Origin of the sequence: Cryobacterium sp. TMT2-4 (assembly GCF_004402575.1) — a bacterium.
GTDB lineage: Bacteria > Actinomycetota > Actinomycetes > Actinomycetales > Microbacteriaceae > Cryobacterium > Cryobacterium sandaracinum.
In genome coordinates this window covers 125983-150616 of the sequence record NZ_SOGE01000034.1, presented here as the reverse complement: position 1 = coordinate 150616, position 24634 = coordinate 125983, and the positions used below count along the sequence as shown (strand labels likewise).

The following is a 24634-nucleotide window of genomic DNA, read 5'->3' as shown; positions in this document are numbered from 1 at the left end:
GAGTTTTACTCGTAGCTGTGTTCCGGCCCGGGGTACGCGCCGGAGTCGACGTCGTCCTTGAACCGGTGCACAGCATCCGTCAGCACGCCGCGCAGGTTGGCGTACTGCCGAACGAATCGGGGCACCCGCCCCTCGGTCATGCCGGCGAAATCCGTCCATACCAACAGCTGGCCGTCTACGTCGGGCCCAGCACCCACCCCGATCGTGGGGATGTCGAGCCGTGCGGTGACCAGTGCCGCGACCGTCGCCGGGACCATCTCGAGCACGACCGCGAAGGCGCCGGCGTCCTGCACCGCGAGGGCGTCTTCGATCAGCTCATCCGCGGCCTCGCCGCGGCCCTGGATCATGTGTCCGCCCAGCCCGTGCTCGCTCTGAGGGGTGAAGCCGACATGCCCCATCACGGGGATCCCCGATGACACGATGCGCTTGATCTGCTTGTGGCTGCGAACCCCGCCCTCAAGCTTGACCGCGTGGGCCTGCGCTTCCTTCATGAAACGCACGGCGGTGTGCAGGGCCTCGCTCTGGCCGGTCTCGTACGAACCGAAGGGCATGTCCGCGACGACGAGTGCGCGGGTCACGGCGCGCGCGACGGCCCGGGTGAGCGGGATGAGTTCGTCGACCGTCACCGGAAGGGTGGTCTCGTAGCCGAACACGTTGTTACCGGCCGAATCGCCCACGAGCAGGAAGTCGATGCCGGCCTGGTCGAAGATCTGGGCCGTGAGCATGTCGTAGCTGGTGAGCCCCGTTATCGGGATGCCCTGCTGCTTGGCGTTGTGAAAATGGCGCGTGCGCACCCGTTTGGGTCCGGACTGCACGGAAACGAAGGGATTCAGCTCGCTGACGGGCTGGGGTTCATCCGGAACGGTCGACTCTGGCATGCCTCAAGTGTAGTCAGGGCGCGTTCAGGCCGATCGGCGGCCGGTTTCGCCCGAGAGCCGGCGCCAGACAGTAGCCTAGGGAGCGACAAGAAAGGGCGTGAATGGACAAGCAGCGCGACTTCGTTCTTCGGACCATCGAGGAGCGGGGAATCAAGTTCATCCGACTCTGGTTCACGGATGTCGTCGGCACCCTCAAATCGGTGGCCATCGCACCCGCAGAGGTTGAGGGCGCATTCGCCGAGGGTCTCGGTTTCGACGGTTCGGCGATCGAGGGTCTCACCCGGTCGTTCGAGGCGGATGTGCTCGCGCACCCGGACCCGACCACGTTCCAGATCCTGCCCTGGCGCGGTGAGATCGACCCGACCGCCCGCATGTTCTGCGACATCATGACGCCGGACGGTCAGCCGGCCGTCGCCGATCCGCGAAATGTGCTTAAGCGCACGCTGGCCAAGGCAGCCGACCGCGGTTTCACGTTCTACACCCACCCCGAAATTGAGTTCTACCTGCTCAAGTCGTCCAAGTATGGCAAGAACGGCCCCGTGCCGGTGGACCACGCCGGCTACTTCGACAACGTTCCCGGCGGCACAGCCCACGACTTCCGCCGCCGGTCGGTGCGGATGCTCGAAGACCTTGGCATTTCTGTGGAATTCAGCCACCACGAGGCAGGTCCCGGTCAGAACGAGATCGACCTGCGCTACGCGGATGCGCTGACCACGGCGGATAACATCATGACCTTCCGCACGGTCATCAAGGAGGTGGCCATCGAGCAGGGCGTCTACGCGACGTTCATGCCGAAGCCGATGTCGGAGCACCCCGGGTCAGGAATGCACACGCACCTGTCCTTGTTCGAGGGCGACACCAACGCGTTCTTCGAGGCGGGCGCGCAATACCAGCTCTCCAAGACCGGCCGCCAGTTCATCGCCGGGCTGCTCAAGCATGCCCCGGAGATCACCGCCGTCACGAACCAGTTCGTGAACTCCTACAAGCGCCTGTGGGGTGGAGACGAAGCCCCCAGCTTTGTGTGCTGGGGTCACAACAACCGGTCCGCCCTGATCCGGGTGCCACTCTACAAGCCTAATAAGGGGCAGAGCGCCCGCGTCGAGTACCGGGCCATCGACTCGGCAGCGAATCCGTACCTCGCGTACTCCCTCATGCTGGCCGCCGGGCTCAAGGGAATCGAAGAGGGCTACGAGCTTCCCCCCGAGGCCGAGGACAATGTGTGGGGCCTGAGCGACACCGAGCGGCGCGCCCTGGGCTACCGGCAGCTTCCAGCGAGCCTGGACCACGCGATCCAGTACATGGAGGAGTCCGAGTTGGTCGCCGAGACGCTGGGCGAGCACGTGTTCAACTATGTGCTGCTCAACAAGCGCCAGGAGTGGAAGGAGTACCGCTCGCAGGTCACTCCCTTCGAGCTCGACAAGAACCTCGAGATGCTCTAACAGCGGGAGACGAGACCCGATGGCACGGGAACAGCTGACCCTGACCGAGCTCGCCCGGGTAGGCTTCGTCGAGCTACGAGAGGTGCGTTTTCGGCTGGATGAGGTCGGTGACCTGGGCGGACCCGAATCGGCCGCACTGCTGCCGCTGCTCGGCAAGACTGCCAACCCGGATGCCGCCCTCGCGGCCCTCGTTTCGCTGCTGCGCCAGGCACCGCACGAGGTGCGGGCGTTGTTGCTGCACCCGGAGCAGACCCAGCGGCTGCTGCGGGTCGTCGGCGCGTCGAGCGGACTGACCGAGTTCTTCCTGCGTCATCCGGAGGAATTGACGGTTCTCGCCCAGCCGCTCACGACCCTTCCCGACCTGCCGGAACTGATCGAGGACCTGCTGGATGCGGTCGGTACCCGGGACGGGTTCGCCAGCCTCGTCGACGATGAGGGCTGGGTCGCCCTGCGGGTGCGCTATCGGCGCCGCCTGGCGCAGCTGGCCGCCTACGACCTCGAGCAGGCCGACCCGGTCGCGGGCCTGGACGCCGTCGCCCGCACGCTCGCCGACCTGGCGGCCGCCGCGCTGGAGGCCTCCTTGGCTGTCGCGCGGAGCATGTCCACCGGCCTGGTCGCGGGGCGAGGCGTATTCCCGGAGGAAGAGGTGCGCGCCACCCGGCTCGCGGTGATCGGCATGGGCAAGGCCGGCGCCGGCGAACTGAACTACGTCAGTGATGTCGACGTGATCTTCGTCGCCGAGGGTGACCCGGCCGCCGGCCTGGAAGCGCCGCGCGCGGTCGATATCGCCACCCGGCTCGCGATCCTGCTGATGCGGGGCCTGAATCAGCCCGCCGTCGAACCCGAGCTCTGGGAAGTGGACCCGAACCTCCGTCCCGAGGGCAAGTCCGGCGCCCTGGTGCGATCCCTCGAGTCTCACCTGGCCTACTACGACCGTTGGGCGAAGAGCTGGGAGTTCCAGGCGCTGCTGAAGGCCAGACCGCTGGCGGGCGACCTCGAGCTCGGGGGCCGGTATGTGGCGGCGGTGTCCCCGAAGGTGTGGACCAGTGCCAGCCGGGAGAATTTCGTCGAGTCCGTGCAGCGGATGCGCGAGCGCGTCACCAAGAACATTCCGGAGGACGAAGTCGCCGTGCAGCTGAAGCTCGGCCCCGGCGGCCTCCGCGACATCGAGTTCACTGTGCAGCTTCTGCAGCTCGTGCACGGTCAGGCGGATCCGGCGGTTCGGCAGGCCGGCACCCTGCCAGCGCTGACCGCGCTGGCCGAGAGCGGATATGTCGGGCGCGCTGAAGCGGCCGAGTTCGCTCAGGAGTACCGCATCCTGAGGCTGATGGAGCACCGCCTGCAGCTGGAGAAGCTCCGGCGCACCCACCTTGTCCCGCGCGACGAGTCGAGCCTGCGCGTCCTCGCCCGGGCGACCGGGCTCGCCCCGAACGCCGCCCAGCTGAGCGTCCGATGGCTGAACACCAAGCACCGGGTGCGCGGCCTGCATGAGCGCCTGTTCTACCGCCCTCTCCTGTCGGCGGTGGCCGCGCTTCCCGCGGACGGGCTGGGCCTCACCAGCGCCCAGGCCGAGGCCCGGCTGGCCGCGATCGGATTCCGCAACACCAAGGGCGCCCTCGGTCACATCGCGGCCCTCACCGGCGGGGTGTCCCGACGGGCGACGATTCAGCGCAATCTACTGCCTGTGCTGCTGCAATGGTTCTCCGAGGGACCCGACCCCGACTACGGGCTGCTCGCGTTCCGGCGCCTGAGCGACAGTCTCGGTACGACCTACTGGTTCCTGCGCATGCTCCGCGACTCATCCGGGGCCGCCGAGCGACTCACCCGGGTGCTGTCCTCATCCCGTTTCGTCGGCGAGCTCCTGGAGACGATTCCCGAATCCGTGGCCTGGCTGGAAGACGAGGACGACCTGCGGCCCCGCAGCGCGGCCACCCTCCGTGAGGAGGCCCGCGCCGTGCTGGCACGGCACGAGAGCCCGGAGGCGGCCGCCTCGATCCTGCGCACGGCCCGGCGCCGCGAAATGCTGCGGCTGGCGTTCTCGGCGATCCTGGGCCAGGTCAGCATCGACGAGCTGGCGACGGGGCTCACCGACGTCACCGCCACCATCATCGAGGGGGTGCTCGCCGCCATCCGTGGCACCACGCTCGACGGTGCCGAAGACGGTCAGGACGCCGACGGGATCGAATTCGCCGTGATCGGCATGGGCCGGTTCGGCGGCTCGGAACTGGGGTTCGGCTCGGATGCCGACGTGATGTACGTCTTTCGCCCGGGCACCCTCACCGGCGAGGCAGCCCACGACCGGGCGAAGTTCATCGTCAAGGAATTGTCGCGGCTCACCGATGACAACCGCCTGCCTCTGGACCTGGACATCGGGCTGCGCCCTGAGGGGAAGAACGGTTCCGTTGCCAGGTCCCTCGAGTCCTACGAGGCCTACTATCGGCGTTGGTCGCTCACCTGGGAGGCACAGGCGCTGTTGCGGGGGAGAGGAGTCGCCGGCGACGCCCGGCTCCTGGCCGACTTCGAGGCCGTCGCCGACGAGGTGCGGTATCCGTCATCGATCAGCGAACAGGCGATCCGTGAGGTCAAGCGGATCAAGGCCAGAGTCGAAAACGAACGGCTGCCGCAGGGCGCCGATCCCAACCGGCACCTCAAGCTCGGCCGAGGGTCGCTGAGCGACGTGGAGTGGTTCGTGCAGCTGCTTCAGCTGCAGCATGCGGCCGACATCGCCGAGCTGCGTACCTCGTCGACGCTCGGCGCCCTCCGCGCGGCCGTCGCCGCGGGCCTGGTCAACGAGACGGATGCCGAAACTCTCACCACCGCGTGGCTCTTCGCGTCCCGCTGCCGGTCCGCGATCACCCTCTGGACCAACAAGACCGCGGATGTCCTCCCGACCGACCGCGTGCAGCTCGAGGGCGTCGCCCGGGTGATGGAATACCCGCCGGGCTCTGCCAACCAGCTCGAGGAGGAATACCTCTCGGTGACCCGCCGCGCCCGCGCGGTGTTCGAGCGCCTGTTCTACGGGCCGGTGGAGCGCACCGGCCCCTTCGGCGGGTAGGTCCGGTATAGGCAGGAGGACCGCATCCCCGAGGGGATGAGGTCCTCCTGCCTATACCCAGCCGGTTGCCGGGGCTACGGTCTAGACGCCGTAGTAGAGCTCGAACTCGAACGGGTGCGGACGCTGCGCGAGCGGCTTGATTTCCATCTCACGCTTGTAGTCGATCCAGGTTTCGATCAGTTCGGGCGTGAAGACGTTACCGGCAAGCAGGAAGTCGTGGTCGTTCTCGAGGGCTACGAGGGCCTCGCCGAGCGATGCGGGAACCTGCGGGATGTTCTTGGCCTCTTCGGGCGGCAGCTCGTAGAGGTCCTTGTCGACCGGCTCGTGCGGTTCGATCCGGTTCTTGATGCCGTCGAGGCCGGCCATCAGCTGGGCGGCGAAGGCGAGGTATGGGTTGCCCGAGGCATCGGGAGCGCGGAACTCGATGCGCTTCGCCTTCGGGTTGGTGCCCGTGATCGGGATCCGGATGGACGCCGAGCGGTTACCCGCCGAGTAGACGAGGTTGACGGGAGCTTCGAACCCCGGCACCAGACGGTGGTAGGAGTTGACGCTCGGGTTTGTGAAGGCGAGTACGGCCGGTGCGTGCTTGAGCAGACCGCCGATGTACCAGCGGGCGACGTCGGACAGTCCGCCGTAGCCGGACTCGTCGTAGAAAAGGGGCTTGCCGTCCGCCCACAGTGACTGGTGCGTGTGCATGCCGGAGCCGTTGTCGCCGAACAGAGGCTTCGGCATGAAGGTGGCCGTCTTTCCCCACTCGGCCGAGGTGTTCTTGACGATGTACTTGAACTTGAGCAGATCGTCGGCTGCGTGCACCATGGTGTCGAAGCGGTAGTTGATCTCGCCCTGGCCGCCGGTGCCGACCTCGTGGTGGCTGCGTTCCAGGATGAGTCCGGCGTCAATCAGCTTGAGGCAGATGTCGTCGCGCAGGTCGGCGTGCTGGTCGACCGGGCTGACGGGGAAGTAGCCGCCCTTAAAAGGCGTCTTGTTGGCGAGGTTCCCGCCGACCTCTTCCTTGCCCGAATTCCAGGCACCCTCGCTGGAGTCCACGGAGTAGAAGCTGGAGTGCTGGTTCACTTCGTAGCGAACATCGTCGAAGATGTAGAACTCGGCCTCCGGAGCGAAGAATGCGGTGTCCGCGATCCCGGTCGAAGCCAGGTACTTCTCGGCCTTCTTGGCAACCTGACGCGGGTCCTTCGAATAGATCTCGCCGTTGCGCGGGTTGTAGATGTCGAAAAGCATGATGAGGGTGCGCTCGGTGCGGAACGCGTCGATGTAGGCCGTGGTCACGTCCGGGATCAGCTGCATGTCGGATTCGTGGATCGACGCGAAACCGCGGATCGACGAACCGTCGAACATCTGCCCGACCGTGAAGAACTCCTCATCGACGGTCGACGCGGGGATGTTGAAGTGCTGCTGAACACCCGGCAAATCGGTGAAACGGATGTCAAGGAACTTGACGTCCGTGTCTTTGATGAACTTGAGCACTTCTGACGAATCGCGGAACATGCGGTATTTTCTCCAAACGACGTGGGCATAGAACGTGTAAGTCGCGCGCTGCGGCTTCTTTGAGGCTACTGGGATGCCATTACCCGGCAGTGACGCTTATGTTTCACACATGTTACAGCGGGGCCCGATCGGTAGACTCAGCCCGTGTCTGCCGCAGCCTCGAATTCGACCACTTTTGGACAACTTCCACCGAGCCGTTGGCCGGGGGAGCGCCTCGGCCTGCCGAACGAGGGAACCCGTTCCGTGGGGCGCGTCGGCCGCAGGATCGGCGCCCTCGCGTTGGACTGGGCCCTGGCCTACGGGGCGGCGGCACTGTTCTTCAGCACGAGCGGCGTGGTCAACGGCTTCGCTGTGACCGCCATTTTCGTGGGGCTCCAGATCGTGTTCATCCCGACCATTGGCGGCAGCATCGGCCACCGTCTGGTCGGGCTCCGGGTCGTTCCGCTCCAGCCGGGTTGGGTCGGGTTGTGGCGCCCCGTCGTGCGGTCCCTGCTGCTCGGGGTGGCGGTCCCCGCTCTGGTCTGGGACTCGGACCAGCGCGGTTTCCACGACAAGGTCGCGGGAACGGTGCTCATCCGCTCCTAGCCTGAGCCGCGAGGGGAAGAGCCTAGTTTCCGCGCTGCGGACGCGCCTTCATCGGGTCGACGCCCTTGGGGATCGGCAGTTTCTTGGTCATGGAATTCAACCGGTTGTTCACGGCGAGCACCTCGGCCTTGGTCAGGGTGGGCTTGATCCGGGTGAGGCGCCGGGCCAGTTTGTGCAGCGGCACGGCATCGGCGTCGGGGCCGACGCTGATGATGGTGACGGCGATGCTGCCGCCGAGCCTGGTCACCATCCGGCGCTCTTCCTCGAGCATGCGGGCCGTTCGGGTGCGCGGCCCTTCACTGATCAGCACCACGCCGCCGCGGCCGACAGCCCGGTACACGGCATCCTGAGTCTTGCCGTTGACGGCGACGGGCATCTCACTTCCCACCCAACCGCGCTTCAGCGAACCGCGCAGCACCGCGCCGACGGCGCCGGGCTGGCCCTCGATCTGCGTGTATGCGGCTTTCTCGGCCCGCTGGCCCAGGATGATGAGCATGGCGAGGATTCCGGTGAGCACACCCGAAATCGTCCACAAGACGATGTTGAGGATGCTTCCGGGGGACAGAATAAGGGCAAGTCCCAGCGCGACCGCGACGGGCACCACGAAGCCGAGAACCATGAACAACACGATCTTCTTGTCGTAGCGGCGTGTCATCTGGAACACCTGCCACATTTGCTTCATGCGGCCGGGCTTCTTGGGGGGGCGGGGAGTCTTGTCCTTGCTGCGTGCCATGGTTCCAAGACTACCCAGTCACCCGAATGTCTCGTGACCGATTTTTGATCAGGAGACCGCCTGCGCGAACCCGAGGGATGCGTCCGCCAGGTGGCGCAGTTGCGGCGGAACTTCGCGACCGGTCGCCAGCATGGACTGGGCCCAGAGCCGGCCGGCCCGATAGGACGAGCGCACAAGCGGGCCGGAGAGCACACCAAGGAAACCGATGGCCTCGGCTTCCTCCTTGAGTTCGACGAACTCCTCCGGCTTCACCCAGCGGGCCACGGGCAGATGACGCGCGCTCGGCCGCAGATACTGGGTGATCGTGATGATGTCGGTCCCGGCGTCGTGCAGGTCCTGGAGGGCCTGGCTGACCTCCGCGCGCTCCTCGCCCATGCCCAGGATCAGATTCGATTTCGTGATAAGTCCCGCATCGCGGCCCTGGGTGAGGACGTCCAGGGACCGTTCGTAGCGGAATGCCGGCCGGATTCGCTTGAAGATTCTCGGGACGGTCTCCACATTGTGGCCGAAGACCTCGGGCTGGGCGGAGAAAACCTCGCCGAGGTGGTCCGGGTTACCGGAGAAGTCCGGGACCAGAATCTCGACGCCGGTTCCGGGACTCTGCTGATGGATCTGCCGGATGGTCTCCGCGTAGAGCCAGGAGCCCTCGTCTGGCAGGTCGTCGCGGGCGACGCCCGTCACCGTGGCGTAGCGCAGATTCATCTTGACGACGGATTCCGCGACACGGCGCGGCTCATCCGTGTCGTACTCGGCAGGTTTGCCGGTATCGATCTGGCAGAAGTCGCACCGCCTCGTGCACTGTGACCCGCCGATCAGGAAGGTCGCCTCGCGGTCTTCCCAGCATTCGAAGATGTTAGGGCAGCCGGCCTCCTGGCACACGGTGTGCAGGTTTTCGCCCTTCACCAGGTTTTGGAGCTTGCGGTACTCCGGTCCCATCTTCGCCACCGTCTTGATCCAGGCGGGCTTACGTTCGATCGGCGTTTCCATATTGCGGATCTCAAGGCGGAGCATCTTGCGTCCCTCGGGCGCCGCGCTCATGCGGACACCGCCCAGACGGTCTCGAACTGGGCCGTGATGGGGGCGATGAGGTCGGCCGGTTTCACGTCGTGGCCGACCATTCTCGAGATGGTGGTGACGCCGGCGTCCTTGATCCCGCAGGCGATGATGTGGTCGTAGGGTTCGAGCGAGTTGTTGCAGTTGAGGGCGAAGCCGTGCATGGTCACTCCTTCCGCGACGCGGATTCCGATGGCGGCGATTTTGTCTTCCCGGCCCTCCGGGCCGACCCAGACTCCTGAGCGGCCCGAGATTCGGCAGCCGACGATGTCGAAGCCCAGGAGGGCGTCGATGAGGATCCCCTCGAGGAGGCGCACGTAGCCGACGACGTCGACGGGCTCCCGGAGGCGAATAACCGGATACCCGACCAGCTGCCCGGGGCCGTGCCAGGTGATCTTCCCACCGCGGTCCGCGTCGATGACGGGGGTTCCGTTTCGGGGACGCTCCTCAGGAGCTGTGCGCTTCCCGGCGGTATACACACTCGGATGTTCGAGAAAGATGACGGTGTCCGACCTCTCCCCGGAGACGACGGAACGGTGGACTGCGCGTTGGAGCTCAAGGCCCTCAACATACGGCACGGAGTTGGCGCTTAGCCCCGCGACGACAAAGTCGAGCATGCCCTCATCCTAAACCCCGGCGCTCCTCCCCACGGGGTTGGCGGCCCGGTTGTCCCCGAACCGAGTCCGGGTCGGCCGGGAGGGGAGCGGCGAGGCCAGCATGTCCGGTATGAGAACTCGCGGTCCACGCGTCCGCAATCCGGGGACCGCGTCCCCGCCGCACTCGACCGGCTCGGTACCCGGCGGCGGCCCCACATTGGTCGCAGGCTACCGCGCTCTGCGGCGCTTGGCGTCAACCGACCGGGCCGACCTGTATGTGGGCGTGGCGCCGTCCCCGTCGACCTCGACCGGGGACGAGGCGCGGGGGTGGAAGCAGGGTGGCTCCACGACGTCCGTCGTGCTCAAGGTCTTCCATCCGGGAACGGATGACCTCTCGATCGAACGGGAGGTCCAAGCCCTGACCACCCTGACGGTCGGACGGCTGACCACGCTCGTCGATGTCGGCACCCTGGCCGATGGCCGCACCTGCCTCGTACTGGAACAGCTCACGGGCGGGTCGCTGAGCGGCTTTCTGGAGGGCCGCAGCCACTTGCTTCCCGGGGAGGCGGTCACGATCCTGGCGCCGATCGCGGCCGCATTGGCGGAGCTGCAGGCCATCGGCCTGATCCATCCGGCCGTCAGCCTCGCGAGCATTCTCTTCGACTCCAGCGGGCGCCCGGTCCTGACCGGGCTGGGAGAGCTCCGGGCGCTGCCCGAGGCCGGTCGCGGGCGGTCCGAGGCGCTCGCCCTGGTGCACGGCCGGCTCGCGCAGGTCATCCGGACGGTGCTCGACCACGTCGATCCCGTCGTGCCGGTCCCGACGGTCCTCCGCGACCTGGAACGGTGGTGTGCGGTGCCGGCCGCTGGCTCGGCGGCCCGCACCTGGGGGGAGGTCGAGCATCTCCTGTTCGCCTGGGCCGAGGCCAGGCCGGTGAGGCTGGGTCGGAGCCCCGAGGCCGTCAGCGGGCCGCAACCGGCCGTCGACTGGCTCCGGAGACCTCTGAGTGACGATTTCGTCGGATGTGCTCCCACGGAGAAGGTCCGCTTTGCCGCAGAGGATCCCCGGGCCAAACGGATGCTCGGCAGCCGGGTCTCGCGTGCTCGCACGGCGGTTGGCCGGCTGTGGGAAGGTCACCCGGCCGGTGGGCTGAAGTCGCTGCTGGGCCGGCGGTTCCGCCTCCGCCGTGGGCCGCTGCTCCTCGTGGCCCTCGTGGCCCTGTTGAGTGCGGGACTGGCGGTGATGGCGCTGGCCGCGGGTGGATCCGCACACACCGACGGAGCGCGGCCGGAGGGCTCCTCAAAGCCGGCCGAGTCGACCGCCGCTGACGGCGACGAAGTAGGCGGCGACGGGTCTCCCCGAGAGGAAGCCGTGGTGACCGGTGACGACCCGGTGGTCGCGCTTCCGGCCCTGCTGCGGGTCCGCAGCCGGTGCCTTGCGGAGGTTTCGGTGGTCTGCCTCGATGCCGTGCACCAGGCGCAATCGGCGGCTCTGGCGGCCGACAGCTACACCCTGCGCATGATGCAACAGGGCGGCGAGGTCGCCGAATTCGAGGATTGGTCGTCGTGGGCGGCGGTTCTGGTGGAGCGAATGGGGGATGTCGCGCTCGTGTCGCTTCAGGCCCCGGATGCAGAACGACAGCCGGCCTCGGTCCTTGTGGTCAAGGGCGAGGCCGGCTGGCGAATCAGGGATATTTTCGACTACTAGTCAAGGTCCGGTCTCACGGACGACATCGACTAGATGCCGAGGTTTGCTTCGAAGGCACCTGCCTCGAGACGCTGCTTCATGGTGACGAGGAAGCGTGAAGCATCCGCGCCGTCAATGATGCGGTGATCATAGGACAGAGCCAGGAACACGGTCGAGCGGATCGCGATCGCGTCGAGGCCACCCTGGCTGACGACGATGGGCTTCTTGTAGACAACCCCGGTGCCGAGGATGGCGCTCTGCGGCAGGAAGACGACCGGGGTGTCGAAGAGCGCACCGCGCGAACCGGTGTTGGTCAGCGTGAACGTTCCACCAGACAGTTCGTCGGGCTTGAGCTTGTTGTCGCGGGTGCGCTGAGCGAGATCGGCGATCTGAGCGGCGAATCCGGCCAGATCGAGTTCGCCCGCGTTGCGCACGACCGGGGTCAGCAGGCCGCGTTCGGTATCGACCGCAATGCTGATGTTCTCCTGGCTCGGGTACACGATCGTGTCGCCGTTAATGGTGGCGTTGATGATTGGGTTGGCCTGAAGTGCCTCGGCTGCAGCGAGAGCGAAGAACGGCAGAAAGGACAGCTTGTTACCCGTCTTGGCGTGAAAATCGGCCTTGACCTGGTCGCGAAGAATCGCGACCCGGGTCACGTCGACCTCGACCACCGTGGTCAGCTGAGCCGATGACTGCATCGAGATGACGGCGCGTTCGGCGACGACCTTGCGCAGACGCGACATGGGCTGGGTGGTCCCGCGCAGGGCGGAAACCTCCACGGCCGGAGCTGTTGCTGCAGCCGTCCCGACGGGAGCGCTGGCCTGGGCGAGCGCGATGTCCTCCTTGCGGATGCGTCCACCGACACCGGTTCCGACCACGCGAGACAGATCGACGCCGGCCTCGTTCGCGAGTTTGCGGACGATGGGGGTGACGTAGCCGGATGTTCCCGCGTGCGATCCGCGGGAGACGGCCGGCTCCGGCGCGACCACGGGGGCAGCGGCAGGTGCTGGGGCGGCGACGGGGGCAGCGACAGGAGCCGCAGCAGCAACGGGTGCCGCGACCGGTGTGGGCGCGAACACCGGTGCGGGTGCAGCGACGGGTTCGGGAGCGGCGACCGGTGCGGGTGCCGCGACCGGTGCGGGTGCCGCGACCGGTGCGGGTGCTGCAACGGGTGCGGGTGCCGCGACCGGTGCGGGTGCCGCGACCGGTGCGGGTGCTGCAACGGGTGCGGGTGCCGCCACGGGTGCGGGGGCGGCCACCGGTGCCGGCGCTTCCGCGACGGGCTCGGGAGCGTCCACCGGCGCAGGCGCTTCCGCGACGGGAGCGGAGGCACCGGAACCGTCACCGATCGTGACCAGCGGAGTTCCGACCTCGACGGTCTCATCTTCCTGAACCAGGATGGCCTCGATCACGCCGGCAATGGGGGACGGGATTTCCGTGTCCACCTTGTCGGTCGATACTTCCAGCAGCGGCTCGTCGACTTCGACGCGGTCTCCCACGTTCTTCAGCCAGCGGGTGACCGTACCCTCTGTGACACTCTCACCGAGTGCCGGGAGGTTAACGGATTCGCTCATGCGATTGTCTCCTTCAAAACGAATTGTCTGTAATTAGAGTACTGAGTGTCTGAATGCAGAGGTTCGACGGCTACGCGTGAAGCGGCTTGCCGGCCAGCGCCAGGAAGGCCTCGCCGAGTGCCTCGTTCTGGGTGGGGTGCGCGTGCAGGAACGGGGCGATGTCTTCCGGGTAGGCCTCCCAGTTCACCACCAACTGTCCCTCACCGATCAGCTCGCCGACGCGGGCGCCGATCATGTGGACACCGAGGATGGGGCCGTCTTTAACCCGGACGAGCTTGATGGAGCCACTCGTGCCGAGGATGGAGCTCTTGCCGTTTCCACCCAGGTTGTACTCGACGGTGGAGATCTGGTCGGCGCCGAACTTTTCGGCAGCCTTGGCCTCCGAGTAGCCAACGGAGGCGATCTCCGGGTCGCTATAGGTGACCTTGGGGATGTTGAGGTCGTCGACGACGATCGGGTTGAGACCGGCGATCTCCTCGGCGACGAAGATGCCTTGCTGGAATCCGCGGTGCGCGAGCTGCAGGCCGGGGACGATGTCGCCCACGGCGAAGACGCCGGGGATGTTGGTCGCGAGGCGCTCGTCGGTCAGGACGAAGCCGCGGTCCATGGTGACGCCGACCTCCTCGAAGCCGAGTCCGGCGGTCGACGGGCCACGCCCGACGGCGACGAGCAGAATCTCAGCCTCGATGACGGTGCCGTCCTCCAGGGTGATGACGACGCCGTTCTCGTGCTGAGTGACGCTCTGGAACCGGATGCCGAGCGAGTATTCGATGCCACGCTTTCGGAAGGCGCGCTCCAGCTGCTTGGAGATGGACTCTTCCTCGTTGGGAACCAGGTGGGGAAGTGCCTCGATGATGGTGACGTCGGCACCGAAGGACTTCCAGACGCTCGCGAATTCGGCGCCGATGACGCCGCCGCCGAGCACGGCGACCTTCTTCGGGACGAACTCGAGCTCGAGGGCGTGCTCGCTGGTCATGACTCGACCGCCGATGGCGAGCCCCGGCAGGGAGCGGGAGTAGGAGCCTGTCGCGAGGACGATGTTCTTACCCACGATGGTGTCGGCACCGACCTGCACGGTGTTCGGCGAAATCAGTCGACCTTCACCTTCGATCACTGTGATGCCGCGCGACTTGATCAGACCCTGCAGCCCCTTGAACTTCGACGCCACAATACTTTTGCGGAACGCGTTCACGGCGGGCATGTCGATGCCCTCGAACTGCGTTTTGACACCATACTTCGCGGCGTCGCGGCTGAAATCGGCCACCTCGGCCGAGTGCAGAAGTGCCTTGGTCGGGATGCAACCGAGGTGCAGACAGGTTCCGCCGAGTTTGCCTTTTTCGATCAGGCCAACGGTGAGCCCCAGCTGAACGGCACGCAATGCGGCCGCGTAGCCACCGCTTCCGCCGCCGAGAACGACAAGGTCAAAATTCTGTTCCGACACCCAGATACTCCCTCATACATCACAACCCGGTCTGCCCGCAGCGAGGATACGCATCCGGGCAGGCGAGAGTGGGCGAGATTTCTCGCCCACTCGACTGTACTACGGGCGCGAAAAGTCCTCGGCCAGTCGGAGCAGAGTCCGAACCGAGATTCCGGTCGGCCCGGCATTCGTGAATCCCCACCCGCTGCCGGTGTTGTGGGCCGGCCCGGCGATGTCCAGGTGGGCCCACGGGATCGTCTCGGTGCCGTCCCCGTTGCCGCGGGTTCCGATGAACTCCTGCAGGAATACTCCGGCGAGCAGCATGCCGCCGTGGGTGCTGCCGATCTTCGCGTTGGCGATGTCGGCGACATCCGAGTTGAGTAGAGGGCGCAGTTCCTCGGGAAGCGGCATCGGCCACACCAGCTCACCCACCGATTTGCCGGCGGTGAGCACCCGGGCGACCAGGGCATCCTCACCCATGGCGGCGTAGTAGCGGGTGCCGAGTGCGACGAGGGCGGCGCCGGTCAGCGTCGCCACGTCCACGATCGCATCCGGGCACTCCTCGCCGGCCGCGACGAGACCGTCCGCAAGAACCAGGCGACCCTCCGCATCCGTGTTCAGCACCTCGACCGTGCGGCCTCCGCGGATCCGCAACACGTCGTTGGGTCGGATGGCCGAGCCGGACGGCATGTTCTCCGCGATGCAGAGCCAGGCGGTGATGCGCACGTTGAGCCCCAGGCGGGCGGCCGCCAGGGTCACGGCCAGCACGGTCGCCGCGCCGGTCATGTCGTATTTCATGCCGACCATGGATGCCGGCGGCTTCAGTGAGAGTCCGCCGGTGTCGAAGGTGATGCCCTTGCCGACCAGGGCAATGTGCTGCGTCGCGCCCTCCGGCGTGTAGCTGACCTTGACCAGGCGCGGCGGCCGGCTGGAACCCTGGCCGACGCCCGCGATGCCGCCGAAACCATCCGCGGCCAGCTCCGCCTCGTCCCAGACGCGCACGGCGACGGGAAGGCCCGCGGCGGCGTCCATGGACAGGCGCGCGAGTGCCTCCGGGTAGAGGTCGGAGGGCGGCATGTTGACCAGGTCCTTGACCAGGTTGACGGCCTCGGCTATGACTCCGACGCGGGTGGAGGCTCCGGCCGCCTCCGCGGCGGTGTGCACCGTGATCTCCTGCGCCGGGATCTTGGTCGCGGCGAGCGAGTTCTGCCGGTACGCGGTGTAATAGTACGCACCGAGCGCGGCACCCTCAAGGACGGCCTCCGCTTGGGCATCCGTGGTCATGGGGAAGGCGAAGGCAACCGAGGTCACGCCGGTCAGCTGGCGAACGGCCGACCCGGCAGCATGGCGCAGCGCATCGACCGTGACCTCCTTGCCGATTCCGACAACGGCGATGCTGCGGGCGTTGCCGATCGACGCAGGCAGTCGCACCACCTGATCGCGACCACCCGTGATACCCAGGGGGGCGAGTTGGTCCGCGAGGCCGGCGAAGGCGGCGTCAGCGAACAGGGCGGCGGTGTCGCCGGACTGGAGCGCCCCGACAATGAGAACGTCCACCTCCGATTCGAGGGCGGGTGCTGCGGATATGGTCAGACGGGGTGCGTTCATCCCCCGATCGTACGCTCCGGGTGTGTTCGCTCTCGGCATCACGGCGGGGTCGTCGATTCCCGCACCGCCCGGAATTTGGCGCTTACAGTTAATGTCATGCGGGATCCTGGTGACATTTACGAGCTGACTGCGGACGCGCAAAACGTCCCGGAGGGGCTCCACCTTGTGGCGGGTCTGACGGGCTTCGCGGATGCCGGTGGCGCCGTCTCGCAATTCACGGAATACCTTCTGGAAACCCTTGACCACACCGTCGTCGCGACCTTCGACGCCGACGTGCTGCTCGACTACCGGGCGCGGCGGCCGATCATCCAGTTCGACCAGGACCACCTCACCGACTATCAGCCTCCCGCCCTGAGGGTGTACCAGGCCCGGGACGAGATCGGCCAGCCGTTCCTGCTTCTGACCGGCTTCGAGCCGGATTTCCGCTGGGAACAGTTCACCGCCGCGGTGCTGCAGCTTGAGCGCCGCTTCAAGGTGGCCTCCACAACCTGGGTGCACGCGATTCCGATGCCGGTCCCGCACACCCGTCCGATCGGCGTGACCGTCAGCGGAAACCGGTCCGATCTGGTCGAGAGCATGTCGGTCTGGCGTCCGAACACCCAGGTTCCGGCGAACGTGCTGCACCTGGTGGAATACCGGCTGCAGGAGGCTGGCGTCTCCGTCGTCGGGTTCGTGCTGCTCATCCCGCACTATCTGGCCGACACGGAATTCCCCCTCGCCGCCCTCGCAGCCCTGGACAGCACGAGTGCCTCCACCGGGCTGATCTTCCCCACCGATCGGGTGCGAGAGAAGAACCGCGAGTTCGTCGCCCGCATCGACGAGCAAGTGCGGGACAACCCCGAGCTGGGCAAGCTCGTCGGCACGCTCGAAGAGCGCTACGACGCCTATATGGAGGGCAGCACGCTGCGCTCCCCACTGACCGACGAGGCCGGCGAATTGCCCAGCGCCGATGAGATCGCCGCCGAACTGGAGAACTTCCTCGCCACCCGGCGCAGCAGAGACGACGGTTCGCCGGCCTGATCCGCCGCGCGTCGCCGTGAATCCGGATGCTTCGGCGCGGGTAAGTTTGGGGCAATGAACTCGCGCCGGTCCTGGTTGATCTTTTACGTCGGATCGTTCGCGTACCTCTCCGCCGTCCTGCAGCGCTCTTCCCTCGGGATCGCCGGTGTCGCCGCCACCGAACGGTTCGGCGGGTCTGCCGCGCTGCTGTCGAGCCTCGCCGTCGTGCAACTCGCCGTCTATGCGGCGGCACAGATTCCGGTGGGCGTCCTGATCGATCGGTACGGGCCTCGCGTGCTGGTGGCCTCCGGGACAGGGCTGATGGTGGTCGGCCAGACCACGCTCGCCTTCGCCCCCGACATCCCGATTGCCGTGCTCGGGCGCATCCTCGTCGGTGCCGGCGACGCCGCCATCTTCATCTCGATGATTCGTCTCATCGCCTCGTGGTTCTCCGGACGCATCGTTCCTCAGCTCTCGCAGTGGCTGGGCAACATCGGTCAGCTCGGCCAGGTGCTGTCCGCCCTACCGCTGGCGTGGGTGCTGCACACCTGGGGGTGGACGCCGACGTTCCTCTCCGCCGCCTCGGTTGCCGTGTTGGCCCTGATCGTGGTCATCGTCGTGGTGACGGACCAGCCGGAGCGCGCATCCATGCAGAACCGGACCACCAGCTGGCGTGGCGCGCTACTGCAGCTCACACACAGTTTCAAGCGGCCTGGAACCCAGCTCGGCTTCTGGTCGCACTACGTCACACAGTCCTCCGGAACCGTCTTCACCCTGCTCTGGGGATTCCCTTTCATGGTGTACGGACTTGGCTACGACCCGTCCCTCGCCGCGGCGATGCTGATGGTCCTGGTGGGTGCCGGCATGGTGTGCGGGCCGATCCTGGGGATCCTGACGGCGCGCTTTCCGCTGCGCCGCAGCACCATCGTGCTCGGCGTCGTCGCGCTGATGGGCGCGGCCTGGGCCGCGGTGCTGCTGTGGCCGGAGCAGCCGCCGTTCTGGTTGATGCTGGTGCTGCTCGTCGCACTTGGCATCGGGGGACCCGGCTCACTGATCGGCTTCGATTTCGCGCGCACCTTCAACCCCCAGCGCAGCCACGGCTCGGCGAACGGCGTCGTGAACGTGGGCGGCTTCACCGCCAGTTTCGTGATGGTCTACCTCATCGGGCTACTGCTTGACCTGCAGGACGGCTGGCGCACCGCCAGGGGGGAGGTGAGCGATCTGTATTCGCTCGACTCCTTTCGGGTTGCGTTTTCTGTGCAGTTCCTGGTTGTGGGACTCGGCGTGATTTTCCTGCTGCACGCCCGGGCCCGCACCCGCAGCCAGCTGTCCCGCGACGAGGGAGTGGAAGTCGCGCCGCTCTGGGTCGCCGTGGCGCGGGCATGGCGCCGGAGGCAGCAGCCTGAATAGCTGCGCGCCTGGCTTGTCTCCTACACAAAGCATGCAATAATTGTCAATAGGGCCCGTTCTGGTCCTGGGAGCAACGACAGCAGTGTCGGTGTGAATAGCCCGGGACTTGACATGGGTCCTAGTACTGCCCAAAATCCAAACTGCCCAGGCTCCTCTCCCGCTAGACCCACCCGGTCGGGACCCGCTTGGCAGCGCCGCAGGCTCCCGCGCCACGGCATGAGAGGTGTTCGAATGGCAACCCGCAAAAAAATCGAGCAGACCGAAGAACTCACCGTGAGCACCACTGAGGTTTCAGACGCAGTTGCGCCGGCAGCCAAGGCCGCCGCGAAGAAGCCGACCAAGGCCGCTCTGGCCAAGGCCGCTACTGCGGCAGCGGCCGCAGTAAGCGGTGAAGAGAAGCCCGCGCCGCGCAAGCGCGCCGCCAGCACGAAGGCGAAGGCCAAGCCGGCATCTGACGAACACGATGAGGCCGCCCGCGGAGATGACGCGGATGCCGACGACGACTCCGACGAGGCCAAAAAGAAGCGCGCAGCATCCACCGAGGCGCTCCCGAGCGGCGCCCTGGTACTGTCACTGGTCGACGACGACGACGAGGTGCCGGTTTACTCCAGTGCAATCACGGGCGCGACGGCCGACCCTGTCAAGGACTACCTGAAGCAGATCGGCAAGGTCGCCCTGCTGAACGCCGCCGAAGAGGTCGAGCTCGCGATGCGAATCGAAGCCGGGCTCTTCGCCGAAGACAAGATGTCCCAGATGAGCGACGCCGAGAAGAAGAGCGCCCTCGGACGCGAGCTCATGTGGGTCGCCAAAGACGGCGCCCGCGCCAAGAGCCACCTCCTGGGGGCAAACCTTCGCCTGGTCGTCTCGCTCGCCAAGCGCTACACGGGCCGCGGCATGCAATTCCTCGACCTGATCCAGGAGGGCAACCTGGGCCTCATCCGTGCCGTCGAAAAATTCGACTACACCAAGGGCTTCAAGTTCTCCACCTACGCGACCTGGTGGATCCGTCAGGCGATCACGCGTGCGATGGCCGACCAGGCCCGCACGATCCGTATTCCAGTGCACATGGTCGAGGTCATCAACAAACTCGCCCGCGTCCAGCGCCAGATGCTTCAGGACCTCGGCCGGGAGCCCACCCCGGAAGAGCTGAGCCGCGAACTGGATATGACCCCGGAGAAGGTCGTCGAAGTCCAGAAGTACGGCCGCGAACCCATCTCCCTGCACACTCCGCTCGGTGAGGACGGCGACAGCGAGTTCGGCGACCTGATCGAGGACACGGAAGCCGTTGTGCCTGCGGACGCCGTCGGGTTCACGATGTTGCAGAAGCAGCTGGAAAGCCTGCTCGACTCGCTCTCCGAACGAGAAGCCGGCGTCATCCGCATGCGCTTCGGCCTCGGGGACGGCATGCCGAAGACCCTCGACCAGATCGGCGACACGTTCGGCGTGACGCGTGAGCGCATCCGTCAGATCGAGTCGAAGACCATGGCCAAACTGCGTCACCCCTCACGGTCGCAGTCCCTACGCGACTACCTCGAGTAGAGCTCGTTTTGCGCTATGCACCGGCGATTCTTCTGGGACGCATCGTACGGAAATTGGCCCGGTGGCGGAAGCCGGGCGGCGGATCCGCGATCCCGGGTCTCGTGGTCAACAGGATCGCACCCGGATTCCTTCCGCGCAGCCTGAACAGCTTTCCGGGCGGCCTGGTCATCGTCACCGGGTCGAGCGGCAAATCAACGACGACCAAGATGCTGGTCGCAGCGCTCCGCGCTCACGGTACCGTTGTCTTCACCAACCAGTCCACGGCCAACATCAGCCAGGGTCTTACCTCCGCGCTGCTCGAGCAGGCCAGCCTGAGCGGTCATATCGCGGGCGACATCGCCGTGTTGGAGATGGATGAGGGCCACGGAGCCCTGATCTCTGGTACGTTGACGCCGCGCGTCGTTGCGCTGACGAACGTCATGGTCGACCAGATCGACCGATTTCATGACTCGAACATGGTCGCGGCCATGCTCGCCAAGATCGCCGCCAGAGCCACCGGAACCGTCGTGGTCAACGCGGACGACCAGTATTTGACCGACCTCGCCGCACGCCTGCCCGTTTCCTCGGCAGTCGCGCGCTACGGCGTGTCCGCCGACGTTCTCGCCGACAATCCGCGGGGCTTAGGCTACAGTGCGACCACCGCCACCAGGCTGGACGCGGGGGAGGGGATGCTCCTCACCTCGGTGCAGGGCCGCCGCGCCACCGTGAGCATTGCGGGTGTGGATTACCCGCTCGGGTTGCCCGCCCGCGGAACGCACTATGCCGTCGACGCCCTGACCGCGCTGTGCACGGCGCAGGCCGCGCTCGGCGACCGCTTCGATCCGGTGCTGGCCATCAACGCCATCTCGGCCATCCCACCGGTCTTCGGCCGTGGTGAGATCGTCACGGTTCGAGGCCAGCAGGTGGAATTCGTACTGGTGCAGAACCCGGCCAGTTTTCAGCTGAACGTCGACAGCCTCGAGCCGAAGACCGAGCAGATCCTCATCGCAATCGGGTCAGACGTGCGCGACCCGTCCTACTTTTGGCCCGTCAACACCTCGGGTCTGGGCCGGGTCCGTATTGCATCCGGTTCGAAGGCGCACGATATTGCCCTTCAGCTGGTATACGACGACGTCGTCGTCGACCGCATCGAGCCGAACCTGGGCCTGGCCCTGGACGATTTCCTGGCCCTGCCCGAACCGCTGGCGGGTTTGAAGACGATCATCTTCTCCGCAGACTCCATGCGACGCACCAGGACGCATCTGGGGCTCGTCACTAACAAGGAGGAGCAGGAATGACCCGTCCGCTCTCGATCGTGTCGCTGCTTCCCGAACTCCTGGGCACCAACGGCGATGCCGCCAACGCCCGCGTTCTCGCCCAGCGGGCCCGATGGGCCGGTGCCGACGCCACGGTCGTGGAGGTGCGCTCCGCGGCCGATCTGCCGGACCAAGTCGATGCCGTCGTCGTCGGATCGGGCTCCGACTTCGACATGGTGCGCGCCAGGGACATCCTCGCGACGATGACCACGGAGCTGCGCACCTGGGCCACCGCGGGTGTCCCCATCCTCCTGGTCGGAACCGGCTGGGAACTTCTGAGCTGGGGAATCGAACTCGCCGACGGATCCGTTGTCGAGGGGCTGGGCATCGTGGCCGGTCGCGCCGTCCCGATGCCGGCACGGGCCACGGATGACATCGTGGTCGCCTCCCGGTTCGGACGTCTGATCGGTTTCGAAAATCATCGGCGCAGCTATGTCGGTGGCGAGGCGGCGCCGCTCGGCCAGGTGCTCTCCGGATCGGGCAATGGCGCGGGTGCGGAGGGACTGGTCATGGGTAGCGTCGTCGGGACCCATCTTCACGGTCCCGTTCTCGCCAAAAACCCCGGACTGGCCGACCACCTGCTGCGTGCGGCCCTCGCTCGTATCGGTCACGAGTATTTGCCCGGTGACGATTCACTGGCTGCCGACGACATGGCACGAGCCGCACGCAATCAGATTGCGGTGCGGCTCGGACTCCCCATGGAATAGAGGCCCATCGGCCGGTCGCAGGACAGCTAGAGCTGCCTGAGGCCGACCGATACCGCTAGGAGCGCTGGTCCTCGAGGAGGCGGCTCGACTCGTCGTGCCAGCTCTCCGCGATGGCGGCGAGCTTCTCCTGGTGCTTACGGCCGTGGTGCGCGCAGAACAGCAGTTCGCTGTTGTTCACCACCACACGAATGTAGGCCTGGGCTCCACATGCATCACAGCGGTCTGCCGCGGTGAGCTGGTGGGGAGCCTTCTCGTTGTTGACGGCACCATTTGCGGCTGCGATCTGGGACATGGTTTCCTCCTCCAGACTGATACCAACTGATACCAATTTAACCTGTACCTAATGGAAACACGGTCTGGCAAGGTTATCGAGTCGGTTGCCCGTTATTTCGCTCACCGCGTAGCGCACTTCAATCGGGTGTTGATGACCGGGGGGAGGGCGTTGGTTCGGTATTCTTGATCGTTGTGAGTTCTTCTGATTATTCTGCCCGCCACCTGTCAGTCCTCGAAGGACTGGAAGCGGTTCGCAAACGCCCGGGCATGTACATCGGGTCCACCGACTCGCGCGGCCTCATGCACTGTCTCTGGGAGATCATCGACAATTCGGTCGACGAGGCACTGGGCGGCTTCGGCACCAGCATCGACATCGTGCTCCATGCTGACGAGAGCGTGGAGGTGCGCGACACGGCTCGGGGCGTTCCGGTTGACATCGAGCCGAAGACGGGACTGACCGGCGTCGAGGTCGTCTTCACCAAACTGCATGCCGGCGGCAAATTCGGCAGCGGATCGTATGCCGCGTCCGGTGGCCTCCACGGCGTGGGCGCATCCGTCGTCAATGCCCTGTCCGAGCGCCTCGATGTCGAGGTCGACCGTGACGGCAAGACCTGGGCCATGTCGTTCCACCGCGGCGAACCCGGGATTTTCGCGGACTCGGGGAAGAAGAGCCCCGACGCGCCGTTCACGCCCTTTGAGAAGCAGAGCGAACTACGCGTCATCGGCAAGGTCAAGCGCGGTGTGACCGGGACGCGGGTGCGCTACTGGGCCGACCGTCAGATCTTCACGAAGGGTGCGTCGTTTCAGACCGAGGAATTGCTCGAGCGAGCGCGTCAGACGGCCTTTCTCGTCCCGGGCCTGGGGATCGAGATCGTAGACGAGCGCACAGACGTGCACGTGCTCGAGTCCTTCATGTTCGAGGGCGGGATCTCGGAGTTCGTCGATCACCTCGCCACCGACAGCCCGATCACCGACACTTGGCGACTGACCGGAAACGGGACCTTCCGGGAGACTGTCCCGGTGCTGACCCCGACGGGTGCCATGGTGCCTACCGAGCTGGTCCGGGACTGTGCCGTGGATATCGCCCTCCGTTGGGGGACAGGTTACGATACGGTCGTCCGCAGCTTCGTGAACATCATCGCCACCCCGAAGGGCGGAACGCACCAGGCCGGGTTCGACGCGGGCCTGCTCAAGTTCTTGCGTGCGCAGGTCGAGCTGAACGCTCGACGGCTCAAAATGGGGTCGGACAAGCTGGAGAAGGACGACGTGATGGCCGGCCTCACAGCAGTGCTCACCGTGCGGCTTCCCGAGCCTCAATTCGAGGGGCAGACCAAGGAGGTGCTCGGCACCCCCGCGGTTCGCGCCATCGTGGCCAACGTAGTCGCTAAAGCCATGAACGAGCGTTTCGTGTCCACGAAGCGCGACGACAAAACGCAGGCCGCGGTGGTGCTGGACAAGATCGTGGCCGAGATGAAATCGCGAATCTCGGCTCGCGCCCACAAGGAAACCCAGCGCCGGAAGAACGCGCTGGAGAGCTCGTCCCTGCCCGCGAAACTGGTCGACTGCCGCAGCAATGATGTCTCGACGAGCGAGCTCTTCATCGTCGAAGGAGATTCCGCCCTGGGCACGGCCAAGCTCGCCCGGGACAGCGAGCACCAGGCACTCCTCCCCATTCGCGGCAAGATCCTGAACGTGCAAAAGGCATCCGTTGCCGACATGCTGTCGAACGTCGAGTGCGCGTCGATCATCCAGGTGATCGGCGCCGGGTCCGGACGAAGTTTCGACCTGTCAGCCGCGCGCTACGGCAAGGTCATCATCATGAGCGACGCGGATGTCGACGGCGCGCACATCCGCACGCTGCTGCTCACTCTGTTCTTCCGCTACATGCGCCCGATGATCACGGAGGGACGCGTTTTCGCGGCCGTACCGCCGCTCCACCGGGTCGTGGTGATGAACCCGGGCACGAAGCCGAACGAGACCATCTACACATATTCGGAGGTGGAGCTTCAGGCCGTGCTCGCCGGACTCAAGAAAAGCGGCAAGCGCTACCAGGATCCGATCCAGCGCTACAAGGGCCTCGGCGAAATGGATGCCGACCAGCTCGCGACGACGACGATGGAGCGGGCGCATCGCACGCTGCGCCGCGTGCGGGTCGCCGACGCGGAGATGGCCGGAAACGTCTTCGAGCTCCTGATGGGCAACGACGTCGCGCCGCGCAAGGAATTCATCATCGAGAGCTCGGACAAACTGAGTCGCGACCGTATCGACGTGTGACGCCCC

At 66.2% G+C, this 24634-nt stretch carries 19 protein-coding genes; 10 read left to right on the top strand and 9 right to left on the bottom strand.

All coding sequences use genetic code 11. The features are described 5' to 3' along the window. Window positions 1–5: 5 nt before the first annotated feature. Window positions 6–878: a 3-methyl-2-oxobutanoate hydroxymethyltransferase gene (gene panB / locus E3O54_RS12020; protein ID WP_104101948.1), complete on the bottom strand. Its 873-nt coding sequence runs from the start codon at window positions 876–878 to the stop codon at window positions 6–8. Window positions 879–979: 101 nt separating this feature from the next. Here panB and E3O54_RS12015 point away from each other — a divergent pair, with 101 nt between their 5' ends. Both E3O54_RS12015 and E3O54_RS12010 read left to right on the top strand, forming a co-directional pair. After that, on the top strand, window positions 980–2317 hold the full coding sequence (locus E3O54_RS12015) for a glutamine synthetase family protein (protein WP_104101951.1): 1338 nt from the start codon (window positions 980–982) through the stop codon (window positions 2315–2317). Between the two features lie 19 nt (window positions 2318–2336). Next, window positions 2337–5372 (top strand): bifunctional [glutamine synthetase] adenylyltransferase/[glutamine synthetase]-adenylyl-L-tyrosine phosphorylase, encoded by a 3036-nt coding sequence (locus E3O54_RS12010; RefSeq protein WP_134401670.1) that lies wholly within the window; start codon window positions 2337–2339, stop codon window positions 5370–5372. 81 nt (window positions 5373–5453) lie between these two features. On the opposite strand, the gene glnA is transcribed toward E3O54_RS12010, so the two are convergent. Continuing rightward, window positions 5454–6878 (bottom strand): type I glutamate--ammonia ligase, encoded by a 1425-nt coding sequence (gene glnA, locus E3O54_RS12005; RefSeq protein WP_104101957.1) that lies wholly within the window; start codon window positions 6876–6878, stop codon window positions 5454–5456. 144 nt (window positions 6879–7022) lie between these two features. Here glnA and E3O54_RS12000 point away from each other — a divergent pair, with 144 nt between their 5' ends. Continuing rightward, window positions 7023–7463, top strand: coding sequence for an RDD family protein (locus tag E3O54_RS12000; RefSeq protein ID WP_134401669.1), 441 nt, complete (start codon window positions 7023–7025; stop codon window positions 7461–7463). A gap of 22 nt (window positions 7464–7485) precedes the next feature. On the opposite strand, the gene E3O54_RS11995 is transcribed toward E3O54_RS12000, so the two are convergent. Genes E3O54_RS11995 through lipB form a run of 3 tightly spaced genes read right to left on the bottom strand, consistent with a single transcriptional unit; the run spans window position 7486 to window position 9866 of the window. After that, window positions 7486–8196, bottom strand: coding sequence for a DUF4191 domain-containing protein (locus tag E3O54_RS11995; RefSeq protein ID WP_104101963.1), 711 nt, complete (start codon window positions 8194–8196; stop codon window positions 7486–7488). A gap of 48 nt (window positions 8197–8244) precedes the next feature. Continuing rightward, on the bottom strand, window positions 8245–9234 hold the full coding sequence (gene lipA, locus E3O54_RS11990) for a lipoyl synthase (RefSeq protein WP_104101966.1): 990 nt from the start codon (window positions 9232–9234) through the stop codon (window positions 8245–8247). After that, window positions 9231–9866 carry a lipoyl(octanoyl) transferase LipB gene (lipB, locus tag E3O54_RS11985; protein ID WP_104101969.1) on the bottom strand — a complete coding sequence of 212 codons (636 nt, stop codon included), beginning with the start codon at window positions 9864–9866 and terminating at the stop codon, window positions 9231–9233. Before lipB ends, lipA begins: the two co-directional genes overlap by 4 nt. A gap of 109 nt (window positions 9867–9975) precedes the next feature. On the opposite strand from lipB, the gene E3O54_RS11980 reads away from it, so the two are divergent. Next, window positions 9976–11550 carry a protein kinase gene (locus E3O54_RS11980; RefSeq protein WP_166805250.1) on the top strand — a complete coding sequence of 525 codons (1575 nt, stop codon included), beginning with the start codon at window positions 9976–9978 and terminating at the stop codon, window positions 11548–11550. A gap of 29 nt (window positions 11551–11579) precedes the next feature. On the opposite strand, the gene E3O54_RS11975 is transcribed toward E3O54_RS11980, so the two are convergent. The 3 genes from E3O54_RS11975 to E3O54_RS11965 form a co-directional block, all read right to left on the bottom strand. Then, window positions 11580–13103 (bottom strand): 2-oxo acid dehydrogenase subunit E2, encoded by a 1524-nt coding sequence (locus E3O54_RS11975; protein WP_134401667.1) that lies wholly within the window; start codon window positions 13101–13103, stop codon window positions 11580–11582. Between the two features lie 70 nt (window positions 13104–13173). Next, a complete protein-coding gene (gene lpdA, locus E3O54_RS11970; protein ID WP_104101978.1) occupies window positions 13174–14544 on the bottom strand; it encodes a dihydrolipoyl dehydrogenase in 1371 nt (456 codons plus the stop codon). A gap of 99 nt (window positions 14545–14643) precedes the next feature. Next, the gene (locus E3O54_RS11965; RefSeq protein ID WP_134401666.1) at window positions 14644–16131 is read right to left on the bottom strand and encodes a leucyl aminopeptidase; all 1488 of its coding nucleotides are present in this window, start codon (window positions 16129–16131) and stop codon (window positions 14644–14646) included. Window positions 16132–16227: 96 nt separating this feature from the next. Between E3O54_RS11965 and E3O54_RS11960 the strand changes: the two genes are divergently transcribed. The 5 genes from E3O54_RS11960 (at window position 16228) to E3O54_RS11940 (ending at window position 22081) form a co-directional block, all read left to right on the top strand. Then, the gene (locus tag E3O54_RS11960) at window positions 16228–17151 is read left to right on the top strand and encodes a proteasome assembly chaperone family protein (protein WP_104101984.1); all 924 of its coding nucleotides are present in this window, start codon (window positions 16228–16230) and stop codon (window positions 17149–17151) included. Window positions 17152–17205: 54 nt separating this feature from the next. Further along, entirely contained in the window at window positions 17206–18540 is a 1335-nt protein-coding gene (locus E3O54_RS11955) for a nitrate/nitrite transporter (protein WP_104101987.1), read from the top strand. Between the two features lie 231 nt (window positions 18541–18771). Next, complete coding sequence (locus tag E3O54_RS11950) at window positions 18772–20079, top strand: RNA polymerase sigma factor (protein ID WP_134570218.1); 1308 nt, start codon at window positions 18772–18774, stop codon at window positions 20077–20079. Window positions 20080–20132: 53 nt separating this feature from the next. Next, window positions 20133–21356: a MurT ligase domain-containing protein gene (locus E3O54_RS11945; protein WP_104101993.1), complete on the top strand. Its 1224-nt coding sequence runs from the start codon at window positions 20133–20135 to the stop codon at window positions 21354–21356. After that, window positions 21353–22081 (top strand): type 1 glutamine amidotransferase, encoded by a 729-nt coding sequence (locus E3O54_RS11940; protein ID WP_134401665.1) that lies wholly within the window; start codon window positions 21353–21355, stop codon window positions 22079–22081. The genes E3O54_RS11945 and E3O54_RS11940 overlap by 4 nt, the downstream gene beginning before the upstream one ends. Window positions 22082–22136: 55 nt before the next feature. On the opposite strand, the gene E3O54_RS11935 is transcribed toward E3O54_RS11940, so the two are convergent. Continuing rightward, a complete protein-coding gene (locus tag E3O54_RS11935; protein WP_104101999.1) occupies window positions 22137–22373 on the bottom strand; it encodes a hypothetical protein in 237 nt (78 codons plus the stop codon). 173 nt (window positions 22374–22546) lie between these two features. Between E3O54_RS11935 and E3O54_RS11930 the strand changes: the two genes are divergently transcribed. Then, the gene (locus tag E3O54_RS11930) at window positions 22547–24628 is read left to right on the top strand and encodes a type IIA DNA topoisomerase subunit B (RefSeq protein WP_134401664.1); all 2082 of its coding nucleotides are present in this window, start codon (window positions 22547–22549) and stop codon (window positions 24626–24628) included. Window positions 24629–24634: the final 6 nt, after the last annotated feature.

What these genes read in the sequence shown, in the direction of transcription:
- panB (WP_104101948.1), bottom strand. Translation starts at nt 878, where the DNA reads ATGCCAGAGTCGACCGTTCCGGATGAACCCCAGCCCGTCAGCGAGCTG.
- E3O54_RS12015 (WP_104101951.1), top strand. Translation starts at nt 980, where the DNA reads ATGGACAAGCAGCGCGACTTCGTTCTTCGGACCATCGAGGAGCGGGGA.
- E3O54_RS12010 (WP_134401670.1), top strand. Translation starts at nt 2,337, where the DNA reads ATGGCACGGGAACAGCTGACCCTGACCGAGCTCGCCCGGGTAGGCTTC.
- glnA (WP_104101957.1), bottom strand. Translation starts at nt 6,878, where the DNA reads ATGTTCCGCGATTCGTCAGAAGTGCTCAAGTTCATCAAAGACACGGAC.
- E3O54_RS11995 (WP_104101963.1), bottom strand. Translation starts at nt 8,196, where the DNA reads ATGGCACGCAGCAAGGACAAGACTCCCCGCCCCCCCAAGAAGCCCGGC.
- lipA (WP_104101966.1), bottom strand. Translation starts at nt 9,234, where the DNA reads ATGAGCGCGGCGCCCGAGGGACGCAAGATGCTCCGCCTTGAGATCCGC.
- lipB (WP_104101969.1), bottom strand. Translation starts at nt 9,866, where the DNA reads ATGCTCGACTTTGTCGTCGCGGGGCTAAGCGCCAACTCCGTGCCGTAT.
- E3O54_RS11980 (WP_166805250.1), top strand. Translation starts at nt 9,976, where the DNA reads ATGAGAACTCGCGGTCCACGCGTCCGCAATCCGGGGACCGCGTCCCCG.
- E3O54_RS11975 (WP_134401667.1), bottom strand. Translation starts at nt 13,103, where the DNA reads ATGAGCGAATCCGTTAACCTCCCGGCACTCGGTGAGAGTGTCACAGAG.
- E3O54_RS11965 (WP_134401666.1), bottom strand. Translation starts at nt 16,131, where the DNA reads ATGAACGCACCCCGTCTGACCATATCCGCAGCACCCGCCCTCGAATCG.
- E3O54_RS11960 (WP_104101984.1), top strand. Translation starts at nt 16,228, where the DNA reads ATGCGGGATCCTGGTGACATTTACGAGCTGACTGCGGACGCGCAAAAC.
- E3O54_RS11955 (WP_104101987.1), top strand. Translation starts at nt 17,206, where the DNA reads ATGAACTCGCGCCGGTCCTGGTTGATCTTTTACGTCGGATCGTTCGCG.
- E3O54_RS11950 (WP_134570218.1), top strand. Translation starts at nt 18,772, where the DNA reads ATGGCAACCCGCAAAAAAATCGAGCAGACCGAAGAACTCACCGTGAGC.
- E3O54_RS11940 (WP_134401665.1), top strand. Translation starts at nt 21,353, where the DNA reads ATGACCCGTCCGCTCTCGATCGTGTCGCTGCTTCCCGAACTCCTGGGC.
- E3O54_RS11935 (WP_104101999.1), bottom strand. Translation starts at nt 22,373, where the DNA reads ATGTCCCAGATCGCAGCCGCAAATGGTGCCGTCAACAACGAGAAGGCT.